Here is a 22,438-nt window from a genome sequence, read left to right on the forward strand (position 1 = left end):
GCCGCCCCGGAGCGCGGCGCGCGGCGGGCGTGGGGGCGGCGGGTATTCAAGGTCGGTCCGGCTCAGATCGGGCGCGTATCGTCCGGGTCGACCGGGCGGCGTTGCGGCATCAGCAGCAGGTGGCTCGCGATCGGCCACAGCGCGGCTTCGACGAAACCGTCGACCAGATAGCGCCAGCCGGGGAACGCGGCGCCCATCAGCAGGCGGATCACGAACGGTACGAGCTGCGCGGCGACGAGCAGCGGCGTGACGTACAGCACCTGCACGCCGATCGGCATCCACAGCACGCGGCGGTGGATCGTGATCGCGCCGTACGACAGCAGCGTATAGGCGAGCGCGTGCTCGCCGAGCAGCCCCGCGTCATGCACGTCCATCAGGATGCCGAGCGCGAACGCGACACCCATCCCGACCTTGCGCGGCTGATGGATGTTCCAGAACAGCAGCACGAGCGCGACGAAATCGGGCACGCCGGGGAGGCGCCCCCACGGCATCAGGTTCAGCAGGAACGCGGCGGCGAGGCTGAAGACGATGAAGTACGGATTGACCGGCTGCAGGATGTATTGCGGGCGGTTCATCGCTGGGCTCCTGATTGCCCGGCGGCAGGCCTCGCGGGCGCGGCGGCGGGCTTGGCCGGCGCGGCGGGGGCCGCCGGCGCCGGTTGCGCGCCGGGCTGGGCCGCGGCGGCCGGCTTCGCGTTCGCGTCGGCCTTGTCGGCTTTCTCCGCTTTCTCGCCCTTCGCGGCGGCTTTCGCGCCCTTCTTGCCCTTCGCGATCTTCTCGGCCGCCGGATCGGGCTCGGCCGGGCGCGGCGGGATGTCGTTGCGGTAATGCAGCACGAGCATCTGGCGCGCGCCGCGCACGGCCGCGACCGGTGCGCAGGTCACGCGGGCGAACGCGGTGTCGGCGAGCTTGTCGACGCGCGCGACCTTCGCGACCGGCAGGCCGGGCGGATAGACGCCGTCGAGGCCGCTCGTGACGAGTTCGTCGCCGGCGACGAGATCCGCGCTCGTCGGCACGAAACGCAGGTCGAGCGAATCGCCCTTCGGCGTGCCGTAGATCACGCTGCGCAGGCCGGTGCGCAGCACCTGCACGGGAATCGCGAGATCGCGGTCGGTGACCAGCGTGACTTCGGATTGCAGCGGGAACACGCGCGTGACCTGACCGATCACGCCGTCCTCGCTGACGACGGGCGAACCGTCCTGGATGCCTTGCTGCGAGCCTTGCCCGATCACGATCTTCTGCGTGAACGGATCGCTCGTGTCGTACTGGATCTCGACCGGCGTCGATTGCGTCGCGATGTGCTGGCGCAGCTCGAGCACCGCGCGCAGATGGATGTTCTCCTGCGCAAGCACCGCGGCCTGGTTGGCCTGCGTGGACAGCTGCAGGTTGCGTTTGCGGAGGTCGTCGTTCTCGTGGCGCAGCGATGCGCCGGTGACGGCGATGTCGGCCGCGCCCATGAACAGGTCGCGCGGCACGAGCGCCGCGCGTTGCAGCGGATAAAGCACGGTGCCGAGCACGCCGCGCACGATTTCGAGCGTGCTGAAGCGCGCGTCCGACACGAGGAGCGCGATGGCGAGGGCGACGAAGAAGATGAGCCGCGCGAGCGCGGGCGGACCTTGCTTGAAGAGGGGCGGCGGACTGTATTCCATGGTCGGCGCCGGGCGCGTGTGATCGGTTAAATAATGCTCAGACGCGCAAACGGCGCGGCGGTTCGTTCTGAACGAGCGATCCGGCCACGCCGCGGGTGCGTCATATCAAACGGGACTGCTTAGGCGATCACTCGGCGATCACTCGTACGAGAAGATGCTGCCCAGCTTGTCCATGCGCTCGAGCGCCATGCCCGACCCGCGTACGACGCAGGTGAGCGGATCTTCGGCGACGAGCACCGGCAGGCCGGTTTCTTCCGCGAGCAGGCGATCGAGGTCGCGCAGCAGCGCGCCGCCGCCCGTCAGCATCATCCCGCGTTCGGCGATGTCGGCGCCGAGTTCCGGCGGCGTCTGTTCGAGCGCGATCTTCACCGACGACACGATCTGGTTCAGCGGATCGGTCAGCGCTTCGAGGATTTCGTTGCTGGAGATCGTGAAGCTGCGCGGGATGCCTTCCGACAGGTTGCGGCCCTTCACTTCCATTTCCTTGACTTCGGAGCCCGGGAACGCGGAGCCGATTTCCTTCTTGATCGCCTCGGCGGTCTGCTCGCCGATCAGCATCCCGTAGTTGCGGCGGATGTAGTTGACGATCGCCTCGTCGAACTTGTCGCCGCCGACGCGCACCGAGCCCTTGTAGACGATGCCGCCGAGCGAGATCACGCCGACTTCGGTCGTGCCGCCGCCGATGTCGACGACCATCGAGCCGGTGGCTTCCGACACCGGCAGGCCCGCGCCGATCGCGGCCGCCATCGGCTCCTCGATCAGGTAGACCTGCGACGCGCCGGCGCCGTGCGCCGCTTCCTTGATCGCGCGGCGCTCGACCTGGGTCGAGCCGCACGGCACGCAGATGATGATGCGCGGCGACGGCGAGAACATGCGCGACTCGTGGGCCGTCTTGATGAACTGCTTGATCATCTGCTCGGTGACGGTGAAGTCGGCGATCACGCCGTCCTTCATCGGGCGGATCGCCTCGATGTTGCCCGGCACCTTGCCGAGCATCTGCTTGGCTTCCTTGCCGACCGCCTGGATCGTCTTCTTGCCGTTGGGGCCGCCTTCCTGGCGGATCGACACGACGGACGGCTCATCGAGGACGATGCCCTTGCCGCGCATGTAGATCAGGGTGTTTGCGGTGCCGAGGTCGATCGCGAGATCGTTGGAGAAGTAGCTGCGCAAAAAACCGAACATTCAGAATCCTGTTTCGCTCTGGGCCGGCCCTGCATAGCGAGCGCTGAGGGCGGCAGCGGAAAAAATAACAGCCTCGGGAAGCGTGGCGGAAGCGGCCGCCGCGGCGCACGAAGCTGCGAGTGATGTCTACCGGGGATCGCACGAAGCACGCACGGCTTGCCGAAACAAGGCGAAACGGTGCGGGAAAAGGCTGCCGGGTTTGGGTCGAACGCGTAATGATACCTTATAATTTCACGGTATTTGAATCGAAACGGGCGGTATTTTTGCCGCTTCGGCCCCGATTTTTGAGGGTGGGATCGCACCCTCCAACCCCCCGCCGCAGTGCTGCCGTCGATGCACTGCGCAGCCTTGTTTTTCCGGTGATCGCATGGCCCTGACCCTGACCGATGTGAAACGCATCGCGCACCTGGCGCGACTCGAAATGGCCGACGCCGACGCCGAGCACATGCTCGGCCAGCTCAATGAATTCTTCGGCCTCGTCGAACAGATGCAGGCGGTCGACACCGCCGGCATCGCGCCGCTCGCCCACCCGATCGAACAGATCCAGGAAGTCGCGCAGCGCCTGCGCGACGACGCCGTGACGGAAGTCGTCGATCGCGACGACAACCAGCGTCCGGCGCCGGCCGTCCAGGACGGCCTCTATCTCGTGCCGAAGGTGATCGAGTAAGCATTCGATGACAAGCGCGCCGGCCGTCCAGCGCCGCGCGCCACCCAGAATTCCCAGGAAAACCACTCAATGCACGCAAAAAGCCTGACCGAACTACGCGCCGCGCTCGCCGCCAAGGAATGCTCGGCCGTCGAGCTCGCGCAGCACTACCTGAAACGGATCGACGCCGCGCGCGACCTGAACGCGTTCGTTCAAGTCGACGCCGATCTCACCCTCGCGCAGGCGAAAGCCGCCGACGCCGAACTCGCGCGCGGCGCGGGCGGCGCGCTGACCGGCCTGCCGATCGCGCACAAGGACGTCTTCGTCACGCGCGGCTGGCGCTCGACCGCCGGCTCGAAGATGCTCGCGAACTACGAGAGCCCGTTCGACGCGACCGTCGTCGCCCGCCTGCAGGCGGCCGGCATGGTCACGCTCGGCAAGACCAACATGGACGAGTTCGCGATGGGCTCGTCCAACGAGAATTCGGCGTTCGGCGCGGTGAAGAACCCGTGGGACACGAACGCGGTGCCGGGCGGCAGCTCGGGCGGCAGCTCGGCCGCCGTCGCCGCGCGCCTCGCGCCGGCCGCGACCGGCACCGACACCGGCGGCTCGATCCGCCAGCCCGCGTCGTTCGCGGGCGTGACGGGCATCAAGCCGACCTACGGCCGCGTGTCGCGCTACGGGATGATCGCGTTCGCGTCGTCGCTCGACCAGGGCGGCCCGATGGCGCAGAGCGCGTCCGACTGCGCGCTGCTGCTGAACGCGATGGCCGGTTTCGACGAGCGCGATTCGACGAGCCTCGAGCGCGACGATGAAGACTTCACGCGCCACCTCGGCCAGCCGTGGGCGGCCGGCAACGATGCGGGCAAGCCGCTCGCGGGCCTGCGCATCGGCTTGCCGAACGAGTATTTCGGCGCGGGCCTCGCCGACGACGTGCGCGCGTCGATCGACGCGGCGCTCGAGCAATACGAAGCGCTCGGCGCGACGCTCGTGCCGGTGTCGCTGCCGAAGACGGAATTGTCGATCCCGGTGTACTACGTGATCGCGCCGGCGGAAGCGTCGTCGAACCTGTCGCGTTTCGACGGCGTGCGCTTCGGCCACCGCGCCGCGCAGTACGGCGATCTGCTCGACATGTACAAGAAGTCGCGCGCCGAAGGCTTCGGGCCTGAAGTGAAGCGCCGGATTCTCGTCGGCACCTACGTGCTGTCGCACGGCTACTACGACGCGTACTACCTGCAGGCGCAGAAGATCCGCCGCATCATCGCGAACGATTTCCAGGAAGCGTTCAAGTCCTGCGACGTGATCATGGGCCCGGCATCGCCGACGGTCGCATGGGATCTCGGCGCGAAGGGCGACGATCCGGTGCAGATGTATCTCGCGGATATCTACACGCTGTCGGTGAGCCTCGCGGGCCTGCCCGGCATGAGCGTGCCGTGCGGCTTCGGCGCGGGCGCGAACGCGAAGCGCCCGGTCGGCCTGCAGATCATCGGCAACTATTTCAACGAAGCCCGGATGCTGCAGGTTGCCGACGCGTTCCAGCGCGCGACCGACTGGCACAAGCAAGTTCCGGCGGGGGTATAAGCATGACTCAATGGGAAGTCGTCATCGGTCTCGAGACGCACGCGCAACTGTCGACCGTCTCGAAGATTTTCTCGGGCGCGTCGACACAGTTCGGCGCGGAACCGAACACACAGGCGTGCCCGGTCGACCTGGCGCTGCCGGGCGTGCTGCCGGTGCTGAACCGCGGCGCGGTCGAGCGGGCGATCCGCTTCGGCCTCGCGATCGGCTCGACCATCGCGCCGCGCAGCATCTTCGCGCGCAAGAATTATTTCTACCCCGATCTGCCGAAGGGCTATCAGATCAGCCAGTACGAGATTCCGGTCGTGCAGGGCGGCCAGATCACGATCCAGGTGCCGGCCAACGAGAAGGCCGGCAAGGCCGCGTACGAGAAGACCGTCAACCTGACCCGCGCGCATCTCGAGGAAGACGCGGGCAAGTCGCTGCATGAAGACTTCGCCGGGATGACCGGGATCGACCTGAACCGCGCGGGCACGCCGCTGCTCGAAATCGTCACCGAGCCGGAAATGCGCAGCGCGGCCGAGGCCGTGGCCTATGCGAAGGCGCTGCACGCGCTTGTCGTGTGGCTCGGCATCTGCGACGGCAACATGCAGGAAGGCTCGTTCCGCTGCGACGCGAACGTGTCGGTGCGCCCGGTCGGCCAGGAGAAGTTCGGCACGCGCGCGGAAATCAAGAACCTGAACTCGTTCCGGTTTCTCGAGGAAGCGATCAGCTACGAAGTGCGTCGTCAGATCGAGCTGATCGAGGACGGCGGCGAGGTCGTGCAGGAAACGCGCCTGTACGACCCGGACAAGCGCGAGACGCGCTCGATGCGCAGCAAGGAAGACGCGCACGACTACCGCTACTTCCCCGATCCCGACCTGATGCCGCTCGTGATCGGCCGGGACTGGATCGAGCGCGTGCAGTCGGGCATGCCCGAGCTGCCGGCCGCGATGCAGCAGCGCTTCGTCGACGAGTACGGCGTGTCCGCGTACGACGCGGGCGTGCTGACGTCGAGCAAGGCGATGGCCGCGTACTTCGAGTCGGTGGTCGCGAAGGCCGGCGCGGCGAACGCGAAGATCGTCGCGAACTGGCTGATGGGCGACGTGTCGTCGCAACTGAACCGCGACGGCATCGAGATCGACGCGATTCCGGTGTCGGCCGCGCAGCTCGCGCTGTTGCTGCAGCGCATCGCCGACGGCACGATCTCGAACAAGATCGCGAAGGAAATCTTCGCGACGATCTGGGACGAGAAGGCGACCGACGAAGGCGCGGCCGACCGCATCATCGACGCGAAGGGCCTGAAGCAGATCTCCGACACCGGCGCGCTGGAAGCGATCATCGACGAGGTGCTCGCGGCGAACGCGAAATCGGTCGAGGAATTCCGCGCGGGCAAGGAAAAGGCGTTCAACGCGCTGATCGGCCAGGCGATGAAGGCGACCAAGGGCAAGGCCAATCCGCAGCAGGTCAACGAGCTGCTGAAGAAGAAGCTCGGCTGAGCATGCGCGCGCGCCTGAACCGCGCTTGACGACGGGCCGCTCCGAACCAGTTCGGGGCGGCCCGTCGCGTTTGGTGGATGCGTTATCGTATGCATCGCACCGTCCAACGGAGGAACGAATGGCGAAACAACCGTCGCTCGACGATTTCCGCGTGCCCTACAGCACGCGCGAGAAGGAAGCCGCCGCATTCAAGCTCGACGCGTTCGACCCGGCCGCGAAGCCGTTTTCGTCCGGCTCGAAGGAAGCCGATCGCGAACGGCTGTCGGCCGTGTCGACCGAGCTCGACGTCCAGCAGGAGCGCCTGCACACGCAGCAGAAGAAGCGCGTGCTGCTCGTGCTGCAGGGAATGGACACCAGCGGCAAGGACGGCACCGTGCGCGCGGTGTTTCGCGAGGTCGATCCGCTCGGCCTGCGCATCGTGCCGTTCAAGGCGCCGACGCCGATCGAGGCCGCGCACGACTTCCTGTGGCGCGTGCATGCGCAGGTGCCGGCGGCCGGCGAACTCGCGATCTTCAACCGCAGCCACTACGAAGACGTCCTCGTGCCGCGCGTGCTCGGCGCGATCGACGACAAGGAATGCGAACGCCGCTACCGGCAGATCCGCGATTTCGAGACGATGCTGTTCGAGAACGGCACGACCATCGTCAAGTGCTTCCTGCACATCTCGAAGGACGAGCAGCGCGCGCGGCTGCAGGCGCGTATCGACGACCCGACCAAGCACTGGAAATTCGACATCTCCGATCTCGACGCGCGCAAGCACTGGGACGCCTACCAGTCCGCGTACCGCGATGCGCTCGCCGCGACGTCGGCCGAGCATGCGCCGTGGTACGTGATCCCCGCGAATTCGAAGACGCATCGCAACGTGATGATCGCCGAGCTGCTGCTGCGCACGATGACCGACATGAAGCTGGAATTCCCGCCGCCGAAGCCCGAGCTCGAAGGCGTGAAGATCCGTTAAGCTGCGACCCTGTAAAAACATCGAACTGAACGGAACCCGACATGATGCGAGTGATTACCGCCAACCTGAACGGCATCCGCTCCGCCGCGAAGAAGGGCTTCTTCGACTGGCTCGGCGAACAGAACGCCGATTGCGTGTGCGTGCAGGAAATCAAGGTGTCGGCCGACGACCTGCCGGCCGAATTCGTCGAGCCGCACGGCTTCAAGAGCTATTTCCACCACGCCGAGAAGAAGGGCTACAGCGGTGCGGGCGTGTACAGCCGCCGCGAACCCGACGACGTGATCATCGGCTTCGGCAGCAGCGAATTCGATCCCGAAGGACGCTACGTCGAGGCGCGCTACGGCAAGCTGTCGGTCGTGTCGGTGTACGTGCCGTCCGGTTCCAGCGGCGAGGAGCGCCAGCAGGCGAAGTACCGCTTCATGGCCGAATTCATGCCGCACCTCGCCGCGCTGAAGAAGAAGCGCGAGGTGATCCTGTGCGGCGACGTGAACATCGTCCATAAGGAAATCGACATCAAGAACTGGAAGAGCAACCAGAAGAACTCGGGCTGCCTGCCGGAAGAGCGCGAATGGCTCACGAAGCTGTTCGACGACGTCGGCTACGTCGACGTGTTCCGCACGCTCGATCAGCGCCCCGAGCAGTACACGTGGTGGAGCAACCGCGGCCAGGCGTACGCGAAGAACGTCGGGTGGCGGATCGATTACCAGATCGCGACCCCGGGCGTGGCCGGCACCGCGAAAAGCACGTCGATCTTCAAGGACATCAAGTTCAGCGATCACGCACCGCTGACGATCGATTACGACTACGCGAAGTGATGGCCGGCGCTACGCGGTGCGCGTAGCCGCCGAATGCAAAACGGGCCGCATGTCCAACATGCGGCCCGTTTCGTTTGATGCCGCGCTTACTGCTTCAGCGACGCCATATCCACCACGAACCGGTACTTCACGTCGCTCTTCAGCATCCGTTCGTAAGCGGCGTTGATCTGCTGCATCGGAATCGTTTCGATATCGGACGTGATCCCGTGCTCCGCGCAGAAATCGAGCATTTCCTGCGTTTCCGCGATCCCGCCGATCAGCGAGCCCGCAAGGCGGCGGCGCTTGAAGATCAGGTTGAACACCTGCGGCGACGGGTGGTCGTGCTCCGGCGCGCCGACGAGCGTCATCGTGCCGTCGCGCTTCAGCAGGTTCAGGAACGGGTTCAGGTCGTGCTGCGCGGCGACCGTGTTCAGGATGAAGTCGAAGCTGTTCAGGTGCGCGTTCATCTGCGCTTCGTCCTTCGAGATCACGACTTCATGCGCGCCGAGCCGCTTGCCGTCCTCGATCTTCGACGGCGACGTCGTGAACAGCACGACGTGCGCGCCCATCGCGTGCGCCAGCTTCACGCCCATGTGGCCGAGGCCGCCGAGCCCGACGATGCCGACCTTCTTGCCGGGGCCGACGTTCCACTGCCGCAGCGGCGAGTAGGTCGTGATTCCCGCGCACAGGAGCGGCGCGGCGCCGGCCGGGTCGAGCGTGTCCGGCACGCGCAGCACGAACGCCTCGTCGACGACGAGCTGCGTCGAATAGCCGCCGTACGTGATGTCGCCCGTCACGCGATCCTGGCCGTTGTAGGTGCCGACGAAGCCGTTCTCGCAGTATTGCTCGAGGCCCTCGGCGCAGCTCGCGCAGGTGCGGCACGAATCGACGAGGCAGCCGACGCCGACCAGCTCGCCGACCTTGAAGCGCGACACCTGCGGGCCGGTCGCGGTCACGCGGCCGACGATTTCATGGCCCGGCACGACCGGGTAGACCGTGTTGCGCCATTCGTTGCGCGCCTGGTGAAGATCCGAGTGGCAGACGCCGCAGTAGAGGACGTCGATCTGGACGTCGAGGTCGCGCAGCGCGCGACGCTGGAATTCGAACGGGGCGAGCGGCGACTGCGAATCGGTCGCCGCGTAGGCATAGGTTGTGCTCATGCAATGGGCTCCTTGTCCGGAAAACGTCCGGTGAAACGGACTACCGCCGCACCATGTGGCGATGCGGCGAGACAGGACCTCATCGTAAGGAGCGCGGCGCCGCGGCGAAATACATGAAGGTCTTGAAGGTTTGCCTATTCCTCTCGAATTGCGCGCGAACGCCCGTAAAAACACGTTCAAGGTGCTAAATTGCCAGCCAGATTCTCTTGCCGGACAGGACCACGCAGATGAGCTTCCAGCCCCTTTTTGCCGACTCGGGCGACCACGTGCGGCGGCGCATGATCGAGCTGCACACGCGCCTCGCGCCGAACGAGGGCGACACGCTCGCGGCGCTCGACGGCGTGCGCTTTTTTCGCGTCAGCCGTCCCGCGCCGCGCATGCCCGTGCTGTACGAGCCGAGCATCATCGTCGTGTGCCAGGGGCGCAAGCTCGGCTATCTCGGCGACCGTTCGTTCGTCTACGACGCGCAGCAGTATCTGGTGCTCTCGGTGCCGCTGCCGTTCGAATGCGAGACGTTCGCGAGCATGGAGGAGCCGTTTCTCGCGATCTCGATCCGCGTCGATCTGGCGGTGATCGCCGAGCTCGCGATCCTGCTCGACGAGACGCTCGGCGCGGCGGTCAGCGAGCCGCTCGGCGTCTATTCGACGCCGCTCGATGCGCCGCTGGCCGATGCGGTCGTGCGGCTGCTCGAAGCGCTCGCGTCGCCGTACGACACGCGCGTGCTGGGGCCGGCGATCATGCGCGAGATCGCGTATCGCGTGCTGACCGGCGAGCAGGGCGACGCGATGCGCGCGGCGCTCGTGCAGCAGCATCATTTCGGCCGCATCGCGAAGGCGTTGCGGCGCATCCATGCGGAGCTGAAGGCCGATCTTGACGTCGAGACGCTCGCCCGCGAAGCCGGGATGAGCCTCGCGGTGTTCCACGCGCAGTTCAAGCACGTGACGGCGACGTCGCCGATGCAGTACGTGAAGGCCGCGCGGCTGCACCAGGCGCGGCTGATGATGGTGCGCGACGGGCTGGGGGCCGGCGCGGCGGCCGCACGGGTCGGCTATGCGAGCGCGTCGCAGTTCAGCCGCGAGTTCAAACGGCTGTTCGGCCGCAGCCCCGCCGATGAAGTGCGCTCGATGCGTGACAGCGGGCTGCGCCCGGCGATGGCCGACGCGCACGCGTAGCGTGCGGCGTTGCGCGGCGGCTCAGCGCCGCACGATCTTGCGCCGCTGCGCGCTGATGCCCGCGTAGTCCGGCAGCGATTCGACGCGCTTGCCCGTTGCCTTCGCGTACAGCGGCATCAGGTCCGGCAGCCGGTTCAGCAGATCCTGGCGGCGCGCGGTGCTGTACGGATGCGTGTAGATGAAGCCCGACGCCTTGTTCGCGCGCGTCGCGGCCGCGAGTTTGTCCCACAGCGTGATCGCCGCGCGCGGGTCGAAGCCCGCGCGGGCGGCGATGTCGCCGCCGATCACGTCGGCTTCGGTCTCGTCGGTCGGATCGTAGTGGAGCGACTGCAGGCGCTCGCCGAGGTTCAGCGCCTGCGGCAGCGGATCGCCGACGCCGAACAGCGGCGGCAGCGCGGCCGCGCGCAGCGACGTTTGCGAGGCCGTGCTGAAGTTGCTGCGCGCGTGTTCGCGCAGCGCATGCGCGATGCCGTGCGCGAGCAGCACGCCGAACTCGTCGTCGTTCAGGCGTACGCGGTCGAGCATGCCGCCGTACACGAGCACCTTGCCGCCGGGCAGGCAGGTCAGGCGGATGTCGCGCGAGCGGATCGCATTCACGTCCCACGCCCAGCTTTTCACGCGGTCGTTCCATTTCACCGAATACGGCGCGAGCTTCGCGACGATCGCGCGCAGGCGCTTCACGCGCGGCTGGTTCGCGCTCAGCAGGCGGTTGCTGTCGGCGGCCGTCTGCACGATCTGCGCGTATTCGTTCGCGGTCAGTTGTTCGAGCAGCGGCGACGGGATCAGCGTGCGGAACGCGATCGCGTTGCCGTAGCGCACTTGCTGCGGCGTCGGCGTATAGGCCTTCGCCGGCACCGCGGCGCCGGTCGGCTGCGCGCCTTCGGCGGCGGACGGCGGGACGGGCGCGGCAGAGGTTGCAGCGGCGGGCGGCGCGGCCTGCGCGGCGGCCGGGTTGGAGCCCGCCGCGGTCGTGCCGGTGTCGGCCGCGTACGTGCTCGTCGCGGCGAGCACCGCGGCGCCGACGCCCAACGCCGCCGCCGCGTGTGCGAGACGATGCGGGCGGTTACCGCGCACGGCTCGCCTCGCCGTTGCGCGTGGCGCCGTTCCACGGCGCGATCCTGAACAACAGCAGCATGCCGGGAATCGCGAGCACGGTACATACGATGAAATAGTCGTACCAGCCGATCTTCGCGACGACGAAGCCGCTCGCGGCCGACGCGAGCGTGCGCGGCACCGACGCGAGGCTCGTGAACAGCGCGAACTGCGTGGCCGTATAGCGCGGGTCGGTCGTGCTCGCGATATACGCGACGAACGCGGCCATCGTCAGGCCGGTCGTGAAGGTTTCGAAGCCGTAGACGATCGCGAGCGCGACCGTCATCGGGCTCAGTTTGGGCGTGATCTCGATACCGAACACCGACATGAACGACGCGAGCGCGTGGCTGGCCGCGACCGTGAAGTCGTAAAGCATCGCGAGCACCGGCGAGCCGGGGCCTAGCTGCGCGAGCCACGCGAAGCCGAGCGTCGACACCATCTGCAGCGCGCCGAAGATCCACAGGCCGCGGCCGATCCCAATCTTCACGAGCCAGATGCCGCCGATGATGCCGCCGGCGACGCTCGCGACGAGCGCGGTGGTTTTCGCGACGATGCCGATCTCGGTGCGCGAGAAGCCGATGTCGAGGAAGAACGACGTCGACAGCGTGGTGGCCATCGTGTCGCCGATCTTGAACAGGAAGATGAACGCGATGACGAGCAGCGCGCCGGCCCAACCGTCGCGCTGGATGAATTCGCGGAACGGCAGCACGATCGCGTCGCGCAGGTTGCGCGGCGGCGCACCGACCACTTCCGGCTCGCGCACGACGAGCGTCATCAGGATGCCCGGCAGCATGAACGCGCCGGTGATCGCGAACACGGCGTTCCACGGCAGGTGATCCGACAGGATCAGCGCGAGCGAACCGGGGATCAACGCGGCGAGCTTGTACGCGTTCACGTGCACCGCGTTGCCGAGGCCCTGCTCGGTGTCGCGCAGCAGCTCGCGGCGGTATGCGTCTATCACGATGTCGGCGCTCGCGCCGAAGAACGCGACGAGCGTCGTGAGCGCGGCGACCGTCCAGATCGAGTCGCGCGGCGACACGAAGCCGAGCGCGGCGATCGCGCCGGCGACCAGCAACTGCGTGAGCAGCAGCCAGCCGCGCCGGCGGCCCGGCCGCCAGCCGGGCAGGCGCGGGATGTAGCGGTCCATCAGCGGCGCCCACAGGAACTTCCACGTATACGGGAACTGGATCAGCGCGAACAGGCCGATTTCCTTCAGGTTCACGCCCTCGGAGCGCAGCCATGCCTGCACGAGGTAGACGAGCGTGAAGAGCGGCAGCCCCGACGTGAAGCCCAGGAACACGCAGATCAGCATGTGCGTGTTCAGATAGGCGCGCCAGCCGGGGTGATCCTCGTGAGCGTTGAGTGCGGGCGCCTCGTGTGGCGTTTTCGACATGGACTGGAACTGGGTAGCGTTGACTGATGGCGGCGGCAGCGCAGGCGGCGCGCACGGCGCTGCAGGGGCGGCGGCGCGCGCGGGCGGGCCGGATCTTCCGTCAACGGCTCCCCGGCTCAGCTGCGCTTGACGCGATAGACAGCAAGACTACCACGCCAGTTCGCTCCCCATCGAATCGGCTGGCCTTCGTGCAGCACGACGCGGTCGAGAATCGTGACGCCCACTTCGGGCGCCAGTGCCTCGAAATCCTCGATCGTCAGCACCCGCACGTTCGGCGTGTTGTGCCACTGGTAAGGCAGCGACTTCGACACCGGCATCCGGCCGTTCAGCACCGACAGCCGGTGCGGCCAGTAGCCGAAGTTCGGGAACGACACGATGCACTCGCGGCCGACGCGCGCCGTTTCGCGCAGGATCGCGGCCGTCTGGTGGATCGTTTGCAGGGTTTGCGACAGGATCGCGATGTCGAAGCTGTGATCCTCGAACAGGCGCAGGCCGTCCTCGAGGTTCTGCTGGATCACGTTGATGCCGTTCTTCGCGCTCGCGAGCACGCCCGCGTCGTTCAGTTCGATCCCGTAGCCGGTGACGTCCAGCTCCTCCATCAGCAGCGCGAGCAGCGAGCCGTCGCCGCAGCCGAGGTCGAGCACGGTCGAGCGCGGCTCGACCCAGCGCGCGATCGTACGGAAGTCCGCGCGCGCGGACAGGGAATTCAGCGCTTGCTGGTTCATGCTCCCACCTCGTTGGCGATTCGTTCGTAATACGCGCGGATCAGGTTGTGATAGCGCGCGTCGTCGAGCAGGAATGCATCGTGACCGTGCGGCGCATCGATTTCTGCATAGCTGACCGTGCGCTTGTTGTCGAGCAGCGCCTTCACGATCTCGCGCGAACGCGCCGGCGCGAAACGCCAGTCGGTCGAGAAGCTCGCGATCAGGTACTTCGCCTGCGTGTGCGCGAGCGCGGCCGTCAGGTTGCCGTCGAATGCCTTCGCCGGATCGAAGTAGTCGAGCGCGCGGGTGATCAGCAGGTAGGTGTTCGCGTCGAAGTAGTCGGCGAACTTGTCGCCCTGGTAGCGCAGGTACGACTCGACCTCGAATTCGACGTCGAAGCTGAAGTTGTACGCGTCGAGCGCGCCGTCCGCGCGGCGCAGTGCGCGGCCGAATTTCTCGGCCATGTCGTCGTCGGACAGGTACGTGATGTGGCCGATCATCCGCGCGACGCGCAGGCCGCGCTTGGGTTTCACGCCGTGCGCGTAGTAGTCGCCGCCGTGGAAATCGGGATCGGACAGGATCGCCGAGCGCGCGACCTCGTTGAACGCGATGTTCTGCGCGGACAGCTTCGGCGTCGACGCGATGTCGATACAGTGCGCGACGCGTTCCGGATACATCAGGCTCCATGCGAGCGCCTGCATGCCGCCGAGGCTGCCGCCCATCACCGCGGCGAAGCGCTCGATGCCGAACGCGTCGGCGACGCGCGCCTGCGCGTGCACCCAATCCTCGACGGTCACGACCGGGAACTTCGCGCCGTACGGCTTGCCGGTCGACGGATCGATGCTCATCGGGCCGGTCGAGCCGAAGCACGAGCCGAGGTTGTTCACGCCGATCACGAAGAAGCGGTTGGTGTCGAGCGGCTTGCCCGGGCCGACCATGTTGTCCCACCAGCCGGTGCTGCGCGGATCGTCCGCGTAGACGCCGGCGACGTGGTGCGACGCGTTCAGCGCGTGGCACACGAGCACCGCGTTCGAGCGCGCGGCGTTGAGCTCGCCGTACGTCTCGACGACGAGCTGATAGTTGCCGAGCACGCTGCCGCTTTGCAAGCGCAGCGGTTCGGCGAAGTGCATGGTCTGTGGAGCGACGATGCCGATCGATTCCATTCGTTCCGCCTTATGACTGGGCGGCTAAACGGTGTCGGCGAGGCGCGGAGGCGAAGGTGCGCGGCTGACGACCTCTTTAGCCGCATTTGTAGTGAACCGCCGGGGAACGACGCATGACGCAAAGACCCCGGCCGGTTCGCGCGCCCGCAATCGAGTCAGCAAATCGGCGCGCTTCCGACCTGCCGCCAAGCGGGCGGCAAGTCGGCAAAGTATAGCGGATTTTTCCCGGCGGGCGCGTGCGCGATCGGAGGGGCCCGATCGTGCCCGGTATCGACGCGTGCGGTCGTGCCTGATTCGCGTTCCGCAAGACCGGATGCTCCGATTTTCAATACAAAAAATATCAAATTATTCAGTCGGCAGCATGACGCGCTGAATCCTTCAAATCTTGTAAAAATTCATGGACATCAAAAATAAATAGTACGAGTTCTAGTTTCATGCGGACTGATTTAGTAACAGTCCCGTTTTCGAGATGGGTGCCCGCCCATAGAGTTCCAACCAGCTTTCACTATCCGGTTGAAACGCGTGATTCGGCGGCCTTGTCGGCATGATCCTCCACCCCCGCGCGGGGATTTCTCCGCACGCACGTTTCGCATTTCTTTCCGGAAAGCCGTAAGCGTTGAGCTTATTTGTCATCGCTCTCGCCGAGTCGTCGTATCGATATCGCTGTACAGGACCGATGCGCATCGTGGAGAGGTTTACCAAAGGAAAACGTTCGTATGAACAAGTCGTATCGTGTCGTGTGGAACGCATCGACCAGCACCTGGTGCGCGGCATCGGAAATTGCCAGAGGGCGCTCGAAATCGTCGCGCTCCGCGAAATCGAAGATCGCGGCCGCCGCCGCGCTCGTCGTTGCTTCCATGGGGTCCGCGTACGCGGACGAGGTCGACGCGGCAGATCCGTCGACCGACGATCGCGTTCCGCTGACGGAAGTGAAGCTCGAGAATCCGGAGAACCTCAAGCGGGGCGCGCCCAACACGCGGGCCGTCGTGACCGACAACAGCGCATACGTGAAGGTCGACGCGAAGGGCGACGGCTCGGACAACGCATCGGCGATGGGCCAGAATTCGATCGCGATCGGCGCCAAGGCGAGCACGCGCCCGTCGGCGACGGGCCTCGGCGGCGCGGTGGCGATCGGCAATGCGGCGACGGCGTCGGGCAACAACGTCGCGTTCGGCGCGAATGCGGCGGCACTGGGCGAAGAAGGGGCGATCGCGCTGGGGGCGGGCGCGAACGCGAGCGGCAAGTCGTCGATCGCGCTGGGCAACGACTCGCAGGCGACCGGTTGGGGCGCCTACGCACTCGGCCGGAAGGCAAAGGCGACCGGGGAGTCCGCGCTGGCGATCGGCGATTCGTCGATGGCGACGCGCCAGGGCACGATGGCGATCGGCTCGCAGGCCGCGGCTGCCGCGGAAAACGCGATCGCGATCGGTCAGAGCGCGGCGGCGCGCGGTGCCGAATCCCTCGCACTCGGCTCGTACTCGGAAGCCGACCGGGATCAGACGGTATCGGTCGGTACGGCCGGCTTCGAGCGTCAGATCGTCAACGTCGGCCGCGGCACGCAGGCGACCGACGCCGTCAACGTCGCGCAGCTCAAGGGCGTGACCGACGCGCTGGGCGGCAACGCCGGCGTCGACACCACCGGGAACATCAAGAAGCCGACCTACACGATCGACAACAAGACCTACGACAACGTCGGCGATGCGCTGCTGGCCGCCTCCAAGTCGGGTGGCGGGGCGGCGAACGCGGTCGAGTACGACACCGACGCGAAGGCTTCGGTGACCCTCGGCGATACGGGCGCGCCCGCGGTCAAGCTCACCAACGTGCGCTCGGCCACGCTGTCGGCGAACAGCACGGACGCCGTCAACGGCGCGCAACTGTTCGCGACCAACAACCGCGTGACCAAGGTCGAGCAATCGCTGAACGACAGCGGGCTGATCGATCCGTCGACCGGTGAGTCGCTCGCGGTTGTCTACAAAGATGCCACGAAGAGCGCCGTCGCACTGGGCGGCACGGGCGGCACGGTCGTGACGAACGTGAAGGCCGGCAAGGTCGAGTCGGCCAGCAAGGACGCCGTGAACGGCGGCCAACTGTACGACGTGTCGTCGAGCGTCGCGTCCGCACTCGGTGGCCAGACGACCGTCAATACGGACGGCACCCTTTCGAAGCCGACCTACAAGGTCGGCGACAAGACCTACAACAACGTCGGCGATGCGCTGCAGGCCGTAGCCTCGTCGGCCGGTGCCGGCGGCGAGGATCCGAACGCCGTGCACTATGACGGCACGAACAAGTCGAGCGTGACGCTGGGCGGCACGACTGCGACGAAGCCGGTCGCGCTGAAGAACGTCGCGACGGGCACGGCCGCGACCGATGCCGTCAACGTCGCTCAGCTTCAAAGCGGCATGAGCGACGTCAGGGACGAGATCAAGAAGGATCTCGGCGACGGCACGCTGGACATGAAGTACATCAAGGTCAATGCCACGGGCATGCAGGCCAATGCGCTGGGCAAGAACAGCGTGGCGATCGGCTCGCAGGCGATGGCGACGAACGCCGATACGCTGGCGATCGGTTCGGGTGCCCGGGCGTCGGGCAGGAACTCCGTCGCGATCGGGATCAACTCGGTCGCGTCCGGCGCCAATACCGTGTCGGTCGGTGACACCGCGGCGACGCGCCGGATCGTCAACGTCAGCGATGGTGTCGACGAAACCGATGCCGTCACGATGAAGCAGTTGACCGATGCGATGCAAACGACCAACACGCGCATGATGCGGATGACGCGTGACGTCGAATCGAAGCCGGGCACCTTCGTGGCAATCGAAGGGATGGGTGCGGACGGCACCATGCCGAACGTGGCATCGATCAACGGCGCTGATCCGACGCTGGGAACGGCTGCGGCCATCGGTGTAGGGAGCGCTGCGGGCGGGCTCGATACGGTCGCGATCGGCCTGCAGGCTGCTGCCCTTTCTGAGGGTTCGGTCGCGCTCGGCAGCATTGCGCAGACGGGCGTCGAACAACCGTTCTCGGTCGCGATCGGCAGCATGGTCACGACGAACGGCGCGGGTGCGCTGGCCATCGGTTCCCACGTGAAGGCCAACGGGGAAAACGCGGTGGCGGTCGGTAACAACGGCGCGATGGCCATCGGCAAGAGCTCGATTGCCATGGGCGACAAGGCGACGACGCTGGGCGGCAGCACGAACAGTGTGGCGCTCGGCACGTCTGCGAAGATCGCCCAAAACGTAACCAACGCCATGGCGTTGGGTGCCAACGCAAGCGTGGCGTCGGGCAATAACGGCGGCGTTGCGCTCGGCGCCAATTCCGTCGCCGATCGCGGCAATGCGCTTTCCGTCGGGTCGAACTCGATGCAGCGCCAGATCGTCAATGTCGCGAAGGGCACGAAAAACAACGACGCGGTGAACGTAAGCCAGTTGACGGGCGTGACCAACGCGCTCGGCGGCGGCGCGCTCGTCGATACGGATGGCACCATCAAGGCACCGACGTACAAGGTCGGTGACACGACGTACAACAATGTCGGCGATGCGCTGGACGCCATGGCGAAGAACAGCGGCGGCTCGGATCCGAACGCGGTCGCGTACGACACCGATACGAAGGACAAGGTGACGCTCGCGGGCAAGACTGGCACGACGCTGACGAACGTGAAGGCCGGCGAACTGTCGGCGACGAGCACGGACGCGGTGAACGGCTCGCAACTGTTCGCGACGAACGAGAGCCTGGGCAAGCTGAACGACGCGTTGAAGGACGGTGGCGTCATCGACGGCACGACGGGCGAATCGCTGGCGGTGGTGTACGACAGCACGTCGAAGGACAAGGTGACGCTGGCCGGCGGCAAGACGGGCACGATCCTGTCGAATGTTGCGGCCGGCAAGGCCGACCTGGACGCGGTGAACGTGTCGCAGTTGAAGTCGTCGGGGCTGATCGGCGAAGACGGCAAGTCGATCGCAGCGGTCACGTACGAGAAGAACGCGGACGGCACGCCGAACTACAAGTCGGTGAAGCTGGCGGGCGAAGGTGGCACGACGCTGACGAACGTGAAGGCCGGTGCGCTGTCGGCGACGAGCACGGACGCGGTGAACGGCTCGCAACTGTTCGCGACGAACGAGAACCTAGGCAAGCTGGACGACGCGTTGAAGGACGGTGGCGTCATCGACGGCACGACGGGTGAATCGCTGGCGGTGGTGTACGACAGCACGTCGAAGGACAAGGTGACGCTGGCCGGCGGCAAGACGGGCACGATCCTGTCGAACGTGAAGGCCGGTACGGCCGACATGGATGCAGTGAACGTGTCGCAGCTGAAGTCGTCGGGGCTGATCGGCGAGGACGGCAAGTCGATTGCCGCGGTGACGTACGGCAAGAACGCGGACGGCACGCCGAACTACAAGTCGGTGAAGCTGGCGGGCGAAGGCGGCACGGTGCTGTCGAACGTTGCCGCGGGTACGGCCGGCACGGATGCGGTGAACGTCGATCAGCTGACGAAGGCGATCAGCGACGTGGAAGGCGGCATGAACCCGCTGTCGGTGTCGTACGACACCGTGGCGAAGGACAAGGTGACGCTGGCCGGCAAGACGGGCACGACCCTGTCGAACGTTGCGGCGGGCAAGGCCGATCTGGATGCAGTGAACGTGTCGCAGCTGAAGTCGTCGGGCCTGATCGGCGAGGACGGCAAGTCGATTGCCGCGATTACGTACGACAAGAACACGGACGGCACGCCGAACTACAAGTCGGCGACGCTGGCAGGCGAAGGTGGCACGACGCTGACGAACGTGAAGGCCGGTGCGCTGTCGGCGACGAGCACGGACGCAGTGAACGGCTCGCAACTGTTCGCGACGAACGAGAGCCTGGGCGGCCTGAAGGACGCGCTGAAGGATGGTGGCGTCATCGACGGCACGACGGGTGAATCGCTGGCGGTGGTGTACGACAGCACGTCGAAGGACAAGGTGACGCTGGCCGGCGGCAAGACGGGCACGATCCTGTCGAACGTTGCGGCCGGCAAGGCCGACCTGGACGCGGTGAACGTGTCGCAACTGAAGTCGTCGGGTCTGATCGGTGACGATGGCAAGTCGATTGCCGCGGTGACGTACGACAAGAACGCGGACGGCACGCCGAACTACAAGTCGGTGAAGCTGGCCGGTGCAGGCGGCACGGTTCTGTCGAACGTGGCGGATGGCAAGGCCGACAAGGATGCGGTGAACGTGTCGCAACTGAAGTCGTCGGGCCTGATCGGCGAGGACGGAAAGTCGCTGGCCGCGATCACGTACGACAAGAACACGGACGGCGCGACAAACTACAAGTCGGCGACGCTGGCCGGCGAAGGCGGCACGACGCTGACGAACGTGAAGGCTGGCGAACTGTCGGCGACGAGCACGGACGCGGTGAACGGCTCGCAACTGTTCGCGACGAACGAAAGCCTGGGCAAGCTGAACGACGCGTTGAAGGACGGCGGTGTCATCGACGGTACGACCGGTGAATCGCTGGCGGTGGTGTACGACAGCACGTCGAAGGACAAGGTGACGCTGGCCGGCGGTAAGACGGGCACGATCCTGTCGAACGTGAAGGCCGGTACGGCCGACCTGGACGCGGTGAACGTGTCGCAGCTGAAGTCGTCGGGGCTGATTGGCGAAGACGGCAAGTCGATCGCCGCGGTGACGTACGGCAAGAACGCGGACGGCACGCCGAACTACAAGTCGGTGACGCTGGCGGGCGAAGGCGGCACGGTGCTGTCGAACGTTGCCGCGGGTACGGCCGGCACGGACGCGGTGAACGTCGATCAGCTGACGAAGGCGATCAGCGATGTGGAAGGCGGCATGAACCCGCTGTCGGTGTCGTACGACACCGTGGCGAAGGACAAGGTGACGCTGGCCGGTGAGAAGGGCACGACGCTGACGAACGTGAATGCGGGCAAGGTGAGCGTGGACAGCAAGGACGCGGTCAACGGTTCGCAACTGTACGGCACGGCGAAGAGCGTGGCGGACGCGTTGGGCGGTGGCTCGACGGTGGACGAGAGCGGCAAGGTGAAGGCGCCGACGTACAGCCTGACCGATCCTTCGGATAGCTCGAAGAAGGTCGAGCATCACACGGTCGGTGATGCACTGGAGAATCTCGACAACCGTGTGGCGAACAACACGGCAGACATCACGAACATCAACAACCAGTTCACGAACACCGGCCTGGTGGATGGTGATGGCGACACGCGTGCCGCGGTGACGTACGACAAGAACGCGGACGGCACGCCGAACTACAAGTCGGTGAAGCTGGCGGGCGCGGGAGGCACGACGCTGTCGAACGTTGCGGCCGGCAAGGCCGACACGGACGCGGTGAACGTGTCGCAACTGAAGTCGTCGGGCCTGATCGGTGACGACGGCAAGTCGATTGCCGCGATCACGTACGACAAGAACACGGACGGCACGCCGAACTACAAGTCGGCGACGCTGGCAGGCGAAGGCGGCACGACGCTGACGAACGTGAAGGCCGGTGCGCTGTCGGCGACGAGCACGGACGCGGTGAACGGCTCGCAACTGTTCGCGACGAACGAGAGCCTGGGCAAGCTGAACGACGCGTTGAAGGACGGTGGCGTCATCGACGGCACGACGGGCGAATCGCTGGCGGTGGTGTACGACAGCACGTCGAAGGACAAGGTGACGCTGGCCGGCGGCAAGACGGGCACGATCCTGTCGAACGTTGCGGCAGGCAAGGCCGACAAGGACGCGGTGAACGTGTCGCAGTTGAAGTCGTCGGGGCTGATCGGCGAGGACGGCAAGTCGATTGCAGCGGTGACGTACGGCAAGAACGCGGACGGCACGCCGAACTACAAGTCGGTGACGCTTGCAGGTGAAGGCGGCACGGTGCTGTCGAACGTGGCAAAGGGTAAGGTCGGCACGGACGCGGTGAACGTCGATCAGCTGACGGACGCCATTCGCGACGTGGAAGGCGGCCTGAATCCGCTGTCGGTAGCCTACGACAGTGCGTCGAAGGACAAGGTGACACTGGCCGGCGAAGGTGGTACGACGCTCTCGAACGTGAAGGCGGGCAAGGCCGACCTGGACGCAGTGAATGTGTCGCAGTTGAAGTCGTCGGGTCTGATCGGCGAAGACGGCAAGACGCTGGCTGCGATGACGTACGACAAGAATGCGGACGGCACGCCGAACTACAAGTCGGCCACGCTGGCGGGCGAAGGCGGTACGAAGCTGTCGAACGTGAAGGCCGGTACGGCCGACATGGATGCAGTGAATGTGTCGCAACTGAAGTCGTCGGGGCTGATCGGCGAAGACGGCAAGACGCGTGCTGCGGTGACGTACGACAAGAACGCGGACGGCACGCCGAACTACAAGTCTGCCACGCTGGCGGGCGAAGGCGGCACGAAGCTGTCGAACGTGAAGGCCGGTACGGCAGACATGGACGCAGTGAACGTGTCGCAACTGAAGTCGTCCGGCTTGATCGGCGAGGATGGCAAGACGCTGG

At 66.2% G+C, this 22,438-nt stretch carries 15 protein-coding genes; 7 read left to right on the forward strand and 8 right to left on the reverse strand.

The window, feature by feature from the left end:
• Nucleotides 1-62: 62 nt before the first annotated feature.
• The 3 genes from mreD to QZM72_RS32855 all read right to left on the reverse strand — a co-directional run bounded on the left by mreD (nt 63) and on the right by QZM72_RS32855 (nt 2,830).
• A complete protein-coding gene (gene mreD / locus QZM72_RS32845) occupies nt 63-575 on the reverse strand; it encodes a rod shape-determining protein MreD (RefSeq protein ID WP_006477476.1) in 513 nt (170 codons plus the stop codon).
• Complete coding sequence (gene mreC, locus QZM72_RS32850; RefSeq protein ID WP_301740185.1) at nt 572-1,648, reverse strand: rod shape-determining protein MreC; 1,077 nt, start codon at nt 1,646-1,648, stop codon at nt 572-574. The genes mreD and mreC overlap by 4 nt, the downstream gene beginning before the upstream one ends.
• A 138-nt stretch (nt 1,649-1,786) precedes the next feature.
• Nucleotides 1,787-2,830 carry a rod shape-determining protein gene (locus tag QZM72_RS32855; RefSeq protein WP_004189550.1) on the reverse strand — a complete coding sequence of 348 codons (1,044 nt, stop codon included), beginning with the start codon at nt 2,828-2,830 and terminating at the stop codon, nt 1,787-1,789.
• A 367-nt stretch (nt 2,831-3,197) separates the two neighbouring features.
• Here QZM72_RS32855 and gatC point away from each other — a divergent pair, with 367 nt between their 5' ends.
• The 5 genes from gatC (at nt 3,198) to QZM72_RS32880 (ending at nt 8,305) form a co-directional block, all read left to right on the forward strand.
• Nucleotides 3,198-3,497, forward strand: a complete 300-nt coding sequence (gene gatC, locus QZM72_RS32860) for an Asp-tRNA(Asn)/Glu-tRNA(Gln) amidotransferase subunit GatC (protein ID WP_006485929.1) — start codon at nt 3,198-3,200, stop codon at nt 3,495-3,497.
• A 69-nt stretch (nt 3,498-3,566) separates the two neighbouring features.
• Nucleotides 3,567-5,057: an Asp-tRNA(Asn)/Glu-tRNA(Gln) amidotransferase subunit GatA gene (gene gatA, locus QZM72_RS32865; RefSeq protein ID WP_301740186.1), complete on the forward strand. Its 1,491-nt coding sequence runs from the start codon at nt 3,567-3,569 to the stop codon at nt 5,055-5,057.
• Between the two features lie 2 nt (nt 5,058-5,059).
• Complete coding sequence (gatB, locus tag QZM72_RS32870) at nt 5,060-6,532, forward strand: Asp-tRNA(Asn)/Glu-tRNA(Gln) amidotransferase subunit GatB (protein WP_301740187.1); 1,473 nt, start codon at nt 5,060-5,062, stop codon at nt 6,530-6,532.
• Between the two features lie 118 nt (nt 6,533-6,650).
• Entirely contained in the window at nt 6,651-7,490 is an 840-nt protein-coding gene (locus tag QZM72_RS32875; protein WP_301740189.1) for a polyphosphate kinase 2 family protein, read from the forward strand.
• 41 nt (nt 7,491-7,531) lie between these two features.
• Nucleotides 7,532-8,305, forward strand: a complete 774-nt coding sequence (locus QZM72_RS32880; RefSeq protein ID WP_089468737.1) for an exodeoxyribonuclease III — start codon at nt 7,532-7,534, stop codon at nt 8,303-8,305.
• A gap of 86 nt (nt 8,306-8,391) precedes the next feature.
• Here the strand turns inward: QZM72_RS32880 and QZM72_RS32885 are convergent, their stop codons facing one another.
• Entirely contained in the window at nt 8,392-9,444 is a 1,053-nt protein-coding gene (locus QZM72_RS32885; RefSeq protein WP_089468736.1) for an NAD(P)-dependent alcohol dehydrogenase, read from the reverse strand.
• Between the two features lie 227 nt (nt 9,445-9,671).
• On the opposite strand from QZM72_RS32885, the gene QZM72_RS32890 reads away from it, so the two are divergent.
• Complete coding sequence (locus QZM72_RS32890) at nt 9,672-10,616, forward strand: AraC family transcriptional regulator (RefSeq protein WP_089468735.1); 945 nt, start codon at nt 9,672-9,674, stop codon at nt 10,614-10,616.
• A gap of 21 nt (nt 10,617-10,637) precedes the next feature.
• Here QZM72_RS32890 and QZM72_RS32895 read toward each other — a convergent pair whose 3' ends face one another.
• The 4 genes from QZM72_RS32895 to QZM72_RS32910 all read right to left on the reverse strand — a co-directional run bounded on the left by QZM72_RS32895 (nt 10,638) and on the right by QZM72_RS32910 (nt 14,968).
• Nucleotides 10,638-11,690: a M48 family metallopeptidase gene (locus QZM72_RS32895; protein WP_089468734.1), complete on the reverse strand. Its 1,053-nt coding sequence runs from the start codon at nt 11,688-11,690 to the stop codon at nt 10,638-10,640.
• The gene (locus QZM72_RS32900; RefSeq protein ID WP_089468733.1) at nt 11,680-13,101 is read right to left on the reverse strand and encodes an AmpG family muropeptide MFS transporter; all 1,422 of its coding nucleotides are present in this window, start codon (nt 13,099-13,101) and stop codon (nt 11,680-11,682) included. The genes QZM72_RS32895 and QZM72_RS32900 overlap by 11 nt, the downstream gene beginning before the upstream one ends.
• 116 nt (nt 13,102-13,217) lie before the next feature.
• A complete protein-coding gene (gene metW / locus QZM72_RS32905) occupies nt 13,218-13,826 on the reverse strand; it encodes a methionine biosynthesis protein MetW (protein ID WP_006755281.1) in 609 nt (202 codons plus the stop codon).
• Nucleotides 13,823-14,968 carry a homoserine O-acetyltransferase gene (locus tag QZM72_RS32910; RefSeq protein ID WP_089468732.1) on the reverse strand — a complete coding sequence of 382 codons (1,146 nt, stop codon included), beginning with the start codon at nt 14,966-14,968 and terminating at the stop codon, nt 13,823-13,825. The genes metW and QZM72_RS32910 overlap by 4 nt, the downstream gene beginning before the upstream one ends.
• A gap of 716 nt (nt 14,969-15,684) precedes the next feature.
• On the opposite strand from QZM72_RS32910, the gene QZM72_RS32915 reads away from it, so the two are divergent.
• Nucleotides 15,685-22,438, forward strand: a 6,754-nt coding sequence (locus QZM72_RS32915; RefSeq protein ID WP_301740190.1) for an ESPR-type extended signal peptide-containing protein, incomplete at its 3' end; no start/stop codon positions are given.

The sequence above is a fragment of the Burkholderia sp. AU45388 genome, assembly GCF_030481585.1.
Classification (GTDB): Bacteria; Pseudomonadota; Gammaproteobacteria; order Burkholderiales; family Burkholderiaceae; genus Burkholderia; species Burkholderia sola.

Coding starts and splice junctions, on each gene's coding strand:
- QZM72_RS32855 (WP_004189550.1), bottom strand. CDS start 2,830: ATGTTCGGTTTTTTGCGCAGCTACTTCTCCAACGATCTCGCGATCGAC.
- mreC (WP_301740185.1), bottom strand. CDS start 1,648: ATGGAATACAGTCCGCCGCCCCTCTTCAAGCAAGGTCCGCCCGCGCTC.
- QZM72_RS32900 (WP_089468733.1), bottom strand. CDS start 13,101: ATGTCGAAAACGCCACACGAGGCGCCCGCACTCAACGCTCACGAGGAT.
- metW (WP_006755281.1), bottom strand. CDS start 13,826: ATGAACCAGCAAGCGCTGAATTCCCTGTCCGCGCGCGCGGACTTCCGT.
- QZM72_RS32890 (WP_089468735.1), top strand. CDS start 9,672: ATGAGCTTCCAGCCCCTTTTTGCCGACTCGGGCGACCACGTGCGGCGG.
- QZM72_RS32910 (WP_089468732.1), bottom strand. CDS start 14,968: ATGGAATCGATCGGCATCGTCGCTCCACAGACCATGCACTTCGCCGAA.
- QZM72_RS32875 (WP_301740189.1), top strand. CDS start 6,651: ATGGCGAAACAACCGTCGCTCGACGATTTCCGCGTGCCCTACAGCACG.
- QZM72_RS32880 (WP_089468737.1), top strand. CDS start 7,532: ATGATGCGAGTGATTACCGCCAACCTGAACGGCATCCGCTCCGCCGCG.
- QZM72_RS32885 (WP_089468736.1), bottom strand. CDS start 9,444: ATGAGCACAACCTATGCCTACGCGGCGACCGATTCGCAGTCGCCGCTC.
- mreD (WP_006477476.1), bottom strand. CDS start 575: ATGAACCGCCCGCAATACATCCTGCAGCCGGTCAATCCGTACTTCATC.
- gatB (WP_301740187.1), top strand. CDS start 5,060: ATGACTCAATGGGAAGTCGTCATCGGTCTCGAGACGCACGCGCAACTG.
- gatA (WP_301740186.1), top strand. CDS start 3,567: ATGCACGCAAAAAGCCTGACCGAACTACGCGCCGCGCTCGCCGCCAAG.
- gatC (WP_006485929.1), top strand. CDS start 3,198: ATGGCCCTGACCCTGACCGATGTGAAACGCATCGCGCACCTGGCGCGA.